Source organism: Rhizobium sp. 22-785-1, assembly GCF_053521965.1.
Map to the genome: position 1 here is coordinate 1 of NZ_JBNWDI010000012.1, position 12838 is coordinate 12838.

A 12838-nucleotide genomic window follows, 5' to 3' on the forward strand; every position below is an offset into this window, starting at 1 on the left:
TTCTCTTTCTTCTCATATTCAATTGTCAAAAAACAGACACCTCAAAAGTGTCAAAAAATCAAACCCCTCAAGTCAACCTCGACCCAAGAGCAACAAGCATCAGCTCATCTTTTCCGATTTTTACAAGAACAAAGGACTTCGTCGCCAGCAGCGCCGCCGCCCTCGTCAGTGAGCGGACTTATAAGAGAACACCCCCAAACAAGTCAACACATGTTTTTCATAAATCTGTCGTTTTTCCGTAAGTGCACGTAATTAATGGTGTTTTTCGAACTGTCAGGATGTTGGCGACTTTGGCCTGCCTCTCGTCGCTGTTGAACAAACCGCACAGCTCATCAGAAAGGCGTTGCATTCGCCATCTTTACCCGTTGTCTCAAGCGCCTCTGCATCGGCTGGTCGAAGTATCGCGTTAGAACCCACGCAAAGACGGTCGCGAATGCAGTGAAGAGCAACCCCGAAGGGTAGGCGATCCATCCGATTCCTGACCAAGGCATGAGGAAAGCAGCCCATGCAAGCAGCGGAATGTGGAGCACATAGAGACCATAGGACGCTGTGCCGAGAAATGCGGAAACCGCTGCAAGCCAGCCATCCGGCGCTATCTTGCTGGCAACCGTCAGCAGCACAGGCCAGACCAGGAAGACGACGAAGAGATCGAAGAAGGGGCGGACATCCTTCGTGATCGGAAGGAAGAGGATCAGGCAGACCAGCGCCAGGCACAGAAGAGCCAGGTACTGATGAATGATCTGCGCACCGCTGTGATAGCGATAGATCATCAGGCCGACGAAGAAGGAAAAGAACACTCGGGCCATCCCGGCATACATTTCATGCCAGCGAAAACCTGCGTGCAATTTGCCGAATTCGATGGCGGCAATCACTAGACCCACAGCGGCGACTGAGATGATGATCGCCAACGCGCCGCTTTTCCAGCGCGCACCCCACCTTGCGTAGATGACGTTGGCCACAAGTTCATTGAACAGGGACCATGCGGGGCTTACCAGAAAGAGCGCACCGTTGAGCGTGAGGGTGAATGGCGCAGGCAGGAAGAGAATACTTGTAAGCAAAGCGAAAGCCAGCTCACCGAGGCTGATCTTTCTGTGCAAGTCATCAATCGGGGTCGGCAGATCAAGCGCGGAGAGGCACACGAAGAAGGCGGCCATCATCGTCAGTGCGATGATGTAGAGCGGGTAGAGTCTGTAGAAGCGGGCCTTCATGAAGGTGAAGGTGGAAATCTTGCCGGTGCGCAATCTTTCGCCGTAGGCATGCGCAAGAACGAAGCCACTCAGGGCGAAGAACAGATCGACGGCAAGATAGCTGGATGCATCTGGACGTCCGAAAAAGAATTCGGCGTGACGGTGAACGATCGCGACCGCCGCGACGCCTCGAATCCCATCCAGTAAAACGAAGCGCTCGGGCTGAGGGGTCGTGATCATCAAAACTCACAGAGGTCAATCAGGCACGCAAACGCGTAAGCCGCTCTCCGGTTCATCTGGCTAATCAAAATTTCAGACAATGCGGCCGCGGGCCGCGACCGGCCAGACTTCCGGCTCAGACATCCCTTGGCTGATTACCGTCAAGCTATCGACCAGGTTGGTAACGACGCAGGCGTGGTTCGGGACAATACGAAGCTTATCGCCGACTTTGAGCCCGATCGCTCCCTCGGTCACGAGGCGCCCATGCTCCTCTGACAACTGATCGATGGTAATGTCCTCACGGCCAAGCACATGGCCATAGCCAGTAAGACCCAAAAGATCCGAAGTCAGCGCCTTCGAGCCGGCATCAATGATGGCGCGGTTTTCTGCCGGGACCGAAACAACGGTTGCAACCACGTTCAAGGCGCATTCGTCCCAGCCGCATACGCCGCGGCTTACAAGCGATCGATCGTTATAGACATACGTTCCGGGACGATATTCCGTAACAACCGGTGCCTTGGCCGCATGCATCATCGACGGCGTGCCGCCAGAGGTGATCACAGGAACCGCAATGCCTTTGTCTTCGATCATTCGCTTGGCGTCTGTCATGAAATTTTGGACATTCGCCTCGCCCGAAGGCGCTGGATAGGTCATCAAACCGCCAAATACCAAGCCCGGTGCTTGATCGATGATCGCAGCCAGTTCGGCGGCGGCTTCGGGCGTTGATACGCCGCAACGATTCGCGCCGGTGTCGCACTCGACCAGAACGTTCAGCGTCGCGGCGCTGTCAGCAAAGGTTCGCGTCAGACCCTGGATAACGTCGGCACTATCGGCAACGACCGACAGACGAACCTTACCTGCCAGCGCGCGAAGTTGCTTCAATTTGGTAGATCCGAGAATGTTGTAGGTGATGAGAACGTCCTTGATCGCATCGCTTCCCGCAACCATCGCCTCGGCTTCCGACACCTTCTGACAGGTGATGCCGACCGCCCCGGCGGCGAGCTGCATTTCCGCAACAGCCGGTAGCTTGTGCGTCTTGATATGCGGCCTCACCTTCATTCCGTGGATATCGGCATAGTCCTGAAAACGGGAGATATTTTCCTTGGCGATGTCAAGGTCCACGACAACGGCGGGCGTGTTGAGTGCGGCAATCTGCTGGTCGGATAAGGGCATGACATCCTCGAAGGCAACTCTGGTTGGGCGGCGGGACGCTATATCCCTTTTTCTCCCATTGCTACAGGAAGATGGAGAAATAGCGCCCGTAATCAGTCTACACCGAGCGGGCCTCGAACGCTTGTCGTCACGCCACCGCCGCCTCGCGCTCGGCAACCAAAGCAAACACATCCTTGGCGGCAAACAGACCATTCAACGCGGCTGGAAATCCGGCATAGACCGCCATCTGCATGATGATTTCGGTAATCTCGTCACGCGAGAGCCCGACATTCAGACCCGCTTCGATGTGCACCTTCAATTGTGGCGCGGCATTGCCCATGGCTGTCAGTGCGGCGATGGTTGCGATTTCCCTTGCCTTGGTATTGAGTCCAGGCCTGCTGTAGATGTCGCCGAAGGGAAATTCGAGCAGGTAGGTGGCAAAGTCGGGCGCGATGTCGGCGAGCGCCGCCATCACCTTTTCTCCGGCCTCCCCGTCAATCTCCGCGAGTGCGCGCTTGCCCCTTTCCAGGCGAGTTTCGTTTGGGATTTTGTGTGACTGCGTCATCATCCGTCATCCTCTGATCTTCGCCGGCATATCCGGCGATCTTCTGGTCGAGGACGAGGAGGCACTGCTGGAGTTCGGCAACCCGATCACGAACCTCGTCGCGATGCGCTTCCAGCATCGCCTGCCGTTCAGGCCCGGTAGCACCACCCTGCTTTCGCAAAGCGGCATAGCGCAGCATATCCCTGATCGGCATTCCGGTCGTTTTCAGCCTTCCGAGAAATTCGATCCAAACGAGAATGTCGGGATCGTAATCGCGCCTGCTCGAGCGGTCACGATCGGCATAGGGCAAAAGCCCGATCCGCTCGTAATAGCGGATCGTGTAGGCCGAAAGGCCAGAGCGTTTTGCCAGTTCACCGATCTTCATGAGCACCTCTTCGTCATAACGCAGAGGAAGCTACAAGTTAGAGCGCACTCTAGGTCAATAGCTGAACGGACCTTTCGAGCGAAATTGTTGAAAGGATGCCGAAGGGGTTTGCCTGCGGCATCGCCATCATCATTGCGGCATGAGGATTTGCAGCTTCACATCGGTTTCGCGGGCTTCCACCGCGCGGTCGAAACCGGCGATGCTGTCGTCGAAGGGGATGGTGGCCGAGATCAGGGGCTTCAGATCCACCTTGCCGGAACCGATCAGCGCGAGCGCCCGGTCATAGACATTGGCGTAACGGAAGACAGTTTCGACACGTAGCTCCTTGGCCTGCAATCCAACGATATCCACCGGCACCGGATCGACTGGCATGCCGACAAGCACGATTGCCCCGCCAGGACGCGCGAGCTTTGCCATGCCGAGAATGGCAGGAGCAGCACCAGAGCATTCAAATACGATATCGCAGCCCCAACCGTCCGTCACTTTAGAGACTGCATCCGGCAGGGACGTTTCGCGGATATTCACCGTCTCGATACCATCATACGCGCCGATGATATCAAGTTTGGGCTGAGCGAGATCGGCAACAATGACCTTGGCGCAACCGCCTGCAAGTGCTGCAAGCGCAACCATCATACCAATCGGACCCGCCCCCGTGACGACCGCTACATCGCCCGGCTGAATCCGTGCCCGAAGCGCTGCCTGCATGCCAATGGCGAAGGGCTCGACCATGGCGCCTTCGCCGAAGGAAACATTATCGGGCAGTTTGTAAGTAAAGGCGGCCGGATGGATGACTTCCGGCGTCAGGCAACCGTGGACCGGCGGCGTTGCCCAGAAGGTCACAGCCGGATCGACATTGTAAATGCCGAGTTTGGCCGCACGCGAGGTGGGGTCGGGAATGCCGGGCTCCATGCAGACGCGGTCTCCGACTTTGAGATGCGTGACGTCTGAGCCAACCTCGCAGATCGTGCCGGCCGCCTCGTGGCCGAGCACCATCGGCGCGTTGACGACGAAATGACCGATCTTTCCATGGGTGTAATAATGCACGTCCGAACCGCAAATGCCGATGGTGTGGGTGCGGATTTTCACATCTTTCGGACCGAGTGTAGCGGGAATGTCGAAATCGCGAAGCGACAGCTTTCCCTTTTCCTCCAGAACCAGCGCCTTCATAGTTTCCTCCTTAAACATCCAAGATGTGACACACGTCTATGAGAAGGTGATGAAACGTCAGGCTGCGGAAAGCAACCCCTTCATTGCACCATGATTCTTTTCGGGAGACGAGTGTTTCTGCTGGCCCCGACAGTGTCCAGGCAGAGCCTTAGGCGGGTTGTAAAAAATGCAGCACAGAGGTGTTGAAAGCGTCTGGCGCCGTGACGTTGATGGCGTGACCACCAAAGTCAACGAGCTGCAACTGACTGTTTGGCAAACCCTCTGCGAGACGTATCGACCGTGTGTAGGGAACCAGAAGATCATCGCGCGTGGCAATAACCAGCGTTTCTACCTCTACATCTTGCAGGCGGAGATCGATATCGAAAGCGCGCAACGCTGCGATACGGCGTAGGACATTGGCGCGGCCCTGAAAATGCTCGATCGCGTGTCGCTCCTCGGCTTCCAGCCGTTCGGCATTCTCCGACATCCACACCGCCGGATAAAGGAACAGAGGCTGTGCCTTGACGAAGGCCGTAACGCCCGATTTTTCCAGAAGCTCGATGCGTACGTCAAAGCAACGTCCGGAATGCGGATCGGCCTTGCTCCAAGCGTTGATCAAAACGAGCTTCCCAATTATCCCAGGCTTGCGAAGGGCGATATCAAGGCCGATCAGGCCGCCCAAGGCATGCCCCATGAAATCGAAGCGAGTGAGCCCCAGTTCCTCTGTAATCTCCAGCACGTCATCGGCCATGGCTGCGATCCCGCCATCATCTGGCACTTCGCCTCCGGTTCGCCCACAACCGCGATGATCGTAGGTGACGACCCGATAGTCGTTCGATAGTGCCACAAGCTGCGGCGCCCAGTAACTTGCGGAACCGCCGAGGCCCGACGACAGGATAATCGTCGGGGCGTCGGCATCCTGTCTTCCATGCAGATCGAAGTGCATCGCGTTTACGGCTTGCCGATATGAGCGACGGTTGCGATTTCAACCAAGGCGTCCGGCTTCACCAGACCGCATTGAATGCAGTAGCGGGCCGGCTTATCGCCCGGAAAATACTCGGCATAGACGGCATTGACCGCCTGATAATTGGCCCAGTCGGTGATGAAGATGTGGTTCATCGTTACGTCTTCCATCGTGCCGCCCGCGGTCTCGATCACCGACTTGATTGTCTCCAGCACATGGCGGGTCTGGGCGCTTGCATCACCCACATGGACGACGTCGTTGTTCTTGTCGAATGGCAGCGTTCCAGACACGTACACAATCCCATCCGCCAGCGTACCGGGAGAAAAGGGTGCGATTGGCTTCGATGTGCCTTCGGGAACGATGATCTTTTTCGGCATGAGATGGTCCTTCTTCCTTCAGGAATTGGCAGGTGCTGCCTGGCTAATGGCACCGCAGAAATCATTGACGGTCGCCACCCATCCGAAAAACTTTTCGACGTTGTAGACGGTCGCCTGTTGAATGAAATCCGGGCCGAGGTGATGGGTGGCGTCTTCCAGCATGATGCCGAAATATTCCAGATGGAAGGCGTCGCGAAGCGAGCTTTCGACGCAGACATTCGTGGCAATGCCGACGAAGACAAGGTTGCGGATGCCTCGGGCGCGAAGGATGCTGTCCATCTGCGTGTTGAAGAAGCCGCTATAGCGGGTCTTCGGCACCAGAATATCACCGGGTTTCGGCTGAAGCTCGTCGACGATTGCGTAATCCCAGGTGCCTTTTGCAAGCAGCTTGCCCTGCGCGTCCGGATTGGCGCGCATATATTTCAGCGCGTTGGATTTATGCCAGTTCGGCGAACCCGGACCGCCAGCCTCGACATAATCCTTGTCCCAACCATTTTGGAAATAAACCACCTGGACACCGGCAGTACGTGCCGCATCCAGCGTCTTGCGGATATTGTCGATGGTGCCTTTGGCGCCGGAAATGTCGAAGCCCGCAAGATCGACGTAGCCGCCTTCTGTGGAGTAGGCATTCTGCATATCGACGACGACGACGGCGGTTTCTTCGGGCTTCAGCGTGATCGGCTCGGGTCGCGCCGGCAATGTCACGCTTTTGCTGTGAACGGCGGGCGCTTGATATCCTGTTGTCATGGTGCTCATTCTGCCGCCTCAAGAAGGGGCTTGATGTGTTTACGGCACGCCATCAGTGGCTGGATCTTGGTGCCGAAATCTTCGACGCCTTTGACGAAATCATCGAAAGTCAACAGCACACCGCCCGTTCCAGGCACAGTCGGAACCTCATCCAGAAGCCGTGCCACGGTTTCATAGGAGCCGACGAGCGTTCCCATATTGATATTGACGGCGGAAACGGGGTCGGCCATCTGCCGCACATTGGTGTCCGAGCCGGATTTCGTGTCGGCCGCACCCTGCACGCCAAGCCATTTGATGGCCTCTTGGTCGGCACCGGCCTTATAATGCTCCCACTTGGCGCGTGCAGCCTCGTCCGTTTCATCCGCGATGACCATGAAGAGAACGAAGGATGAAACGTCGCGTCCGGTCTTCGCGGTCGCTTCCCTCAGTCTCTCGGCGGCGGGCGCAAATGCGGTCGGCGTGTTGATGCCAACACCGAAACAAAAATTGTAATCGGCATATTTCGCCGAGAACTCCATGCCGGCATTGGACGAACCCGCACAGATAACCTTCATATCAGCCTGCGGCTGCGGCGAGAGGCGGCAATCGTCCATCTGAAAGAAATCGCCCTTGAAGTCGCTCTGCCCCTTTTCCCACAATTCGCGCAGGATCGTGGCGTATTCAGCAAGATAGGCGTAGCGCTTGCCGAAATACTCGTCGCCCGGCCACATTCCCATCTGCGAATATTCCGGCCGTTGCCATCCGGTGACGAGGTTGATGCCGAAGCGTCCGTTGGAAATGCTGTCTATCGTGGATGCCATTCTCGCGACGATGGCCGGCGGCATGACGAGCGAGGCGGCTGTGGCAAAAAGCTTGATGCGTGTGGTGACGGCGGCGAGGCCTGCCATCAGCGTGAAGGACTCCAGATTATGATCCCAGAACTCGGTCTTCCCCCCAAAGCCGCGAAGCTTGATCATCGACAAGGCGAAATCGAAACCGTATTTCTCAGCCTTGAGGGTAATCTCTTTATTCAGCTCGAAGCTAGGCTTGTACTGCGGCGCGTTCTCCGACAACAGCCAGCCATTATTTCCAATCGGGATAAAGACTCCAACTTCCATGAATATGCCTTTCTTCGAACGGTACCGATAATGCTCTGTGACTTGCATACCGAGGCGGCCATTGCTGCAAAACAGCTTCAAGCCTCGGCGGATCGACTATTTCGACGGCAGTTTGTTTTTGAGTCTTGTCATCCCTCTCGCGCTGAAATCGATCAAAAAAATAGCGGTCCGATCGTTTGCTCGCGAAATAAGCAAATCGATCGGAAGGGATGCTCACCCGACTGAACGCAAAGATCAACTAAAAATTTTGCATGCTTGCATAACGGGATTATCGCTTGCAAGACAGATGCGTTCGACGCAGGAGAGACTGCCGTTTCTCGTCGTCGATGCTGGCGAGGAGCAGCAGGCAAAGCTGCAGCCTGCCTTCATCATCAAGCTGGATGGAAGCTCCAGCGGACCGCCCATGGCGATATGGCCCCGGCATCTACGGAGCCAAGACTGAAAAGCGTCTCGCCCGCTGCCTCGGCTTCCTTCGTACCGCTCTTCCCAGAAAGATTGGCAATCAGGCGCAGCCTTGCTCCATCCCGCATTCCCCACTCCGCGGTAACAACGCCATCGCTGACATCGTAGCGCGTCGTCTCTGGAACAATTTCCTTTAGCAATGGTAGGGTGTGCCTTTTGCGTAGCTCGAGAAGCGTTTGGTAGAAGCTGAGCAAGTTGCGACCCTCAGCATCTTCGCGCTTCGCCCAGTCGAGCTTGCTGGCTATAAAAGTCTCTCTCGCAGTGGGATCAGGCAGATCATCGCCATCGAAGCCTGGCAGACGAGACAGCTCTTCGCGGCGACCATCCCTCACTTTTTGGTTCAAGTCTTCGTTGAAGTCGCAGAAGTAGCGGAAGGGATCGCGCGAACCCCACTCCTCGCCCATGAACAACATGGGGATTTGCGGCGCGAGCAGATAGATTGCGGTGATCGCTTTCAATGACGCTTGCGGAGCATATGCTTGCATTCTGTCGCCAAGCGCCCGGTTGCCGATCTGATCATGATTTTGAATAAAGGAGATGAAGGCCGTCGGCGGAAGATGAGCGCTCGGCTTACCCCGCTCCTCGTCACGATAGGGCATATGCTCGCCCTGAAATGCAAAGCCCTCGGCAAGAGCGCGGCCAACCTTGTCATCGTCGCCGGAATAGGCCTTGTAATAACCGAAGGTTTCACCCGTCGCTGCGATGTGAAGCACGTGGTGAATGTCGTCGTTCCACTGCGCCGTAAAGCGCTCCGGCCGGCCCTGTCGATCCCGGCTGAGCAGATCGCTGTCATTATCTTCGTTTTCGACAATGAGGTGGATATGGCGGTCGGGTGCTGCAGCAAGGACACGACGCGCTAGCTCTGTCAGCAGGTGTTCGTCGTTGTCATCGACGATCGCATGCACGGCATCCAAGCGTAAGCCGTCGAAGCGGAACTGCGTGATCCAGTAGATGGCGTTTTGAATGATGAATTCACGTATATGCTCGGATTGTTCGTCATCGTAATTTACTCCCTGCCCCCAAGGGTTCTCATGACGCGCGGAAAAAAGCGGCGCGTAGTTGGGCATGTAATTGCCCTCCGGGCCAAAGTGATTATAGACAACATCCAGGAAGACACAGAGCCCGCGCTCATGGGCGGCATCGATAAGCGCCATCAGGTCTTCGGGTCGTCCGTAGCTGCTGTCCGGAGCATAGGGCATTACGCCATCATAACCCCAATTGTAGCCGCCCGGAAAATCTGCGACGGGCATGATCTGGATTGCCGTCACTCCCAGATCACGCAGGTGATCGAGGTGCGCTATCGCTCCCTGGAAATTTCCCTCATCGCTAAAGGTGCCGACGTGGAGTTCGTATATGATCATCTCCTCCCACGGCCGGCCCCGCCACTCCTCACTGTTCCACCCATAGGCTGAGAGATCGACGACCTCGCTTGGGCCATGCACATCACGCGGCTGGTAACGCGATGCGGGGTCAGGAACTTCCAGTCCATCCGGCATCATAAAGCTGTAGCGGACGGTCTTTCCCGTTTTCGGCTTGCGCAGGCGATGCCAGCCGTCCTCGTCACGTTTCATCACTTCCGGCGCCTGACCTTCAATACAGAGAAGAACTTTTCCCTGCAGTGGCGCCCATAGGCGAAATTCGATGTCTTGATCGAAAATGGCTGGACCGAAGTCGAATGTGTGAGCCACCGGAAACCTCATGAAAATGTGTGCAATGCAACGAACATTCGCGGATGCGAAAAGTTCACGAGCAGCCACGAAAATCCGCAGCGACGTTTCTGCCCCGGGGAAAGCGCAATGACGTGTGGAACCACTCTAGCTCACATGCAGTTTGCGCAACGCTCTCAAGACGCCATCATGTTCGGACCCACGATGTTATCTATCGGTCCTTCGCCCAGATTCAACAGGCCAGCTTTTCCGGCCAACTCGACGGGATTGTCGTATGAAATTTCCGACCGCCACCTATCGCCTGCAGTTCCGCAACGGTATGACGTTCGACAGGGCACGCGACCTCGTTCCTTACCTCAAGCAACTCGGGATCAGTCATCTTTACGCGTCGCCGATTTTTACCGCGACGTCTCAGTCCACGCATGGCTATGACGTCACCGACGCAAACGAAATCGATCCCGCGATTGGCGGTCGTGCGGGATTCGAGCGCATGGTAGCGGCACTGAAAGAGGCCGGGCTTGGCCTCATTCTGGATATCGTACCTAACCATATGGCCGCGTCGCTCGAAACGCCCTGGTGGAAGGACGTCATCGAGCACGGCGAGGAAAGCCGTTACGCACACCATTTCGATATCGACTGGTCCAGACGTTTAACGTTGCCTGTTCTCGGCGACGACTTCGAGGCGGTGCTCGAGGCAGGCGATCTCGCCATCAAGCCCGATCCTGAGACAGGCAAGCCCGCCTTTGCATATTTCGATGCCTTCTATCCGCTGAACCCCTCGACATATGACGGGCGCGGTACGGAGATTTTGGAAACGTCGGATAAGGCTGCGCTGGCGCAACTGCATGACAAACAGCCCTACCGACTGATGTCGTGGCGCGATGCCGCGCGCGACCTGTCCTATCGACGCTTTTTCGAGGTGACGGGACTTGCTGGCGTTCGGGTCGAAGACGAGGCCGTCTTCGAAGAAAGTCATCGTTTAATTCTGGAATTGGTGCGTGACGGGGCAGTACAAGGCCTTCGCATCGACCACATCGACGGTCTGGCAGACCCTAAAGGTTATCTCGACAGGTTACATCGGGCTGCCGGACAGGACTGTTATATCGTGGTGGAAAAGATCCTGGGCGCAGGCGAGCAACTTCCTGCCGATTGGCCGGTGTCCGGCACGACCGGCTACGAGTTCATCGCCGCCCTCAGCAATGCCTTGGTCGATGGACAGAAAATTGAAGCCCTGCAATCTGCCTATCAAGACCTTGTGGAAGAACATCCCGACGCGAAGGCGCAGCTGCGCGCGGCAAAGCTCTTGATGACCGGCAGAAATTTCGAGGGTGAGGCGTCGGTGCTCGTAGGCTTGGCAGCCAAAATCGCCGAGGACGCCGGATGCCCAATACCTGAAAGCGACCTGAAGGCTGCACTCAGCGAAATCATGATCGCCTTCCCAGTCTACCGCACTTACGGAACTCCCGAGGGTATGCGCGCGGATGACAAGGCCCTTCTGGACCATGTCATCGAAACTATCACGGGCTCTGATCACACAGTGTCAACCGAGGCGCTTGCCTTGATTACCGGCATCCTCAAAGGCGATGTTCCCAATTCTTCGATGCAGGGCTCGGTCACTTTCCGCACCAAGTTCCAGCAGTTGACCGGCCCGATCATGGCAAAGTCGGTCGAGGATACACTGTTTTTCCGCAACAACATGCTGCTCGGGTTGAACGAGGTGGGCGCCGAACCGATACGACCGGATTTTTCCCTCGATCACTTTCATCGGGAGATGCAGGTGCGCAAAGAGCGCCAGCCGTTGGGTATTTCCGGGACGTCCACGCACGACACGAAACGCGGGGAAGATGCCAGAGCGCGCCTCTATGCCATTTCGGAGGCTCCTCACATCTGGAGTGAAGCTGTCGCAGACTGGCGCGCAATCAATTCCAAAGCCGTTCGCGAACTTCCGGACGGTCCGGCCCCGGAGCCGGAAGTGGAGTGGATGATCTACCAGGCACTCGCCGGCGTGCTCTCGCCGAATTTCAACACACAGGACGAAAAGGCGGTCGAGGAACTGAAAAAGCGCTTCCTGACCTATCTTGAAAAGGCGCTGCGCGAAGCCAAAATGAGGACCGATTGGGGGGATTCCCGTGAGGACTATGAGGAAGCGGTTCTTGGCTACGCATCGCACCTCTTCTCTTCCGACAACAAAGATTTCCTTGGATACTTCAAGAAGACGATCAAACCGTTCCTGGAGGCCGGGCTTGCCAACAGCCTTGCCCAGACGATCATCAAACTTATGGCGCCTGGCATCCCGGATATCTATCAGGGAAGCGAGGGGTTCGATTTCAGTCTGGTCGATCCGGACAATCGGCGCGAGCCGGATTATGAAACCCTGTCGAAACGACTGGCAACAGCCCAAAAGCCGAACGCAGACGATATCTCTGTCTGGCACGATGGTTCGCTCAAGCAGTATGTCACAGCCACATTGCTGGACCTTCGTCAATCGACGCCCGATCTCTTCAATGAAGGTGACTATCTGCCAGTAAAGCCACAAGGTTCATCGGCAGCGCATGTGATCGCCTTTGCGCGGATGCATGCCGATGAGGCGGTCCTTGTCGTCCTTGCGCGCTTCACGCTTGACCGTGACGGCGTCCAAGTTCTCCCACCAAGGCTGGCCGAAGTGACGCTTGAGATGCCGAACGGGCTGCGAGACAGACGCCTCCATGATGTTTGGACGGGCGAGGAAATTGAAACGAGTGACGTTCTAGACCTAGCCGGCGCGGATAAGGCTTACCCATTTCTCGTCCTGAAGACGCTCCGGTAAACCACGCCAACGTCCTGCTCATTTCACGGCTCCGGCCCATTCGGGCCTGAGCCGCTCGCTCTCCAGTACCTCATTGCAGCAAAAA

Annotated in this window: 11 protein-coding genes; 1 reads left to right on the forward strand and 10 read right to left on the reverse strand. The window is 56.5% G+C overall.

Annotation, left to right across the window (positions count from 1 at the left end; all coding sequences use genetic code 11):
* Nucleotides 1-332: 332 nt before the first annotated feature.
* The 10 genes from ACQZ5M_RS19535 to treZ form a co-directional block, all read right to left on the reverse strand.
* Complete coding sequence (locus tag ACQZ5M_RS19535) at nt 333-1424, reverse strand: acyltransferase family protein (protein WP_449080660.1); 1092 nt, start codon at nt 1422-1424, stop codon at nt 333-335.
* A gap of 75 nt (nt 1425-1499) precedes the next feature.
* On the reverse strand, nt 1500-2579 hold the full coding sequence (locus ACQZ5M_RS19540; protein ID WP_449080607.1) for a D-TA family PLP-dependent enzyme: 1080 nt from the start codon (nt 2577-2579) through the stop codon (nt 1500-1502).
* A gap of 127 nt (nt 2580-2706) precedes the next feature.
* The gene (locus ACQZ5M_RS19545) at nt 2707-3123 is read right to left on the reverse strand and encodes a carboxymuconolactone decarboxylase family protein (RefSeq protein WP_449080608.1); all 417 of its coding nucleotides are present in this window, start codon (nt 3121-3123) and stop codon (nt 2707-2709) included.
* Entirely contained in the window at nt 3053-3487 is a 435-nt protein-coding gene (locus tag ACQZ5M_RS19550; RefSeq protein ID WP_449080609.1) for a MerR family transcriptional regulator, read from the reverse strand. The genes ACQZ5M_RS19545 and ACQZ5M_RS19550 overlap by 71 nt, the downstream gene beginning before the upstream one ends.
* 129 nt (nt 3488-3616) lie before the next feature.
* On the reverse strand, nt 3617-4654 hold the full coding sequence (locus ACQZ5M_RS19555; protein WP_449080610.1) for an NAD(P)-dependent alcohol dehydrogenase: 1038 nt from the start codon (nt 4652-4654) through the stop codon (nt 3617-3619).
* A 148-nt stretch (nt 4655-4802) separates the two neighbouring features.
* A complete protein-coding gene (gene rutD / locus ACQZ5M_RS19560) occupies nt 4803-5579 on the reverse strand; it encodes a pyrimidine utilization protein D (RefSeq protein ID WP_296102994.1) in 777 nt (258 codons plus the stop codon).
* A gap of 5 nt (nt 5580-5584) precedes the next feature.
* A complete protein-coding gene (gene rutC / locus ACQZ5M_RS19565) occupies nt 5585-5974 on the reverse strand; it encodes a pyrimidine utilization protein C (protein WP_062423499.1) in 390 nt (129 codons plus the stop codon).
* An 18-nt stretch (nt 5975-5992) separates the two neighbouring features.
* Nucleotides 5993-6730, reverse strand: a complete 738-nt coding sequence (gene rutB / locus ACQZ5M_RS19570; protein WP_449080611.1) for a pyrimidine utilization protein B — start codon at nt 6728-6730, stop codon at nt 5993-5995.
* On the reverse strand, nt 6727-7818 hold the full coding sequence (gene rutA, locus ACQZ5M_RS19575) for a pyrimidine utilization protein A (RefSeq protein WP_296084504.1): 1092 nt from the start codon (nt 7816-7818) through the stop codon (nt 6727-6729). Before rutA ends, rutB begins: the two co-directional genes overlap by 4 nt.
* A 371-nt stretch (nt 7819-8189) precedes the next feature.
* Nucleotides 8190-9980: a malto-oligosyltrehalose trehalohydrolase gene (gene treZ / locus ACQZ5M_RS19580; protein WP_449080612.1), complete on the reverse strand. Its 1791-nt coding sequence runs from the start codon at nt 9978-9980 to the stop codon at nt 8190-8192.
* 241 nt (nt 9981-10221) lie between these two features.
* Between treZ and treY the strand changes: the two genes are divergently transcribed.
* Entirely contained in the window at nt 10222-12753 is a 2532-nt protein-coding gene (treY, locus tag ACQZ5M_RS19585; RefSeq protein ID WP_449080613.1) for a malto-oligosyltrehalose synthase, read from the forward strand.
* The last annotated feature ends 85 nt before the right edge of the window (nt 12754-12838 follow it).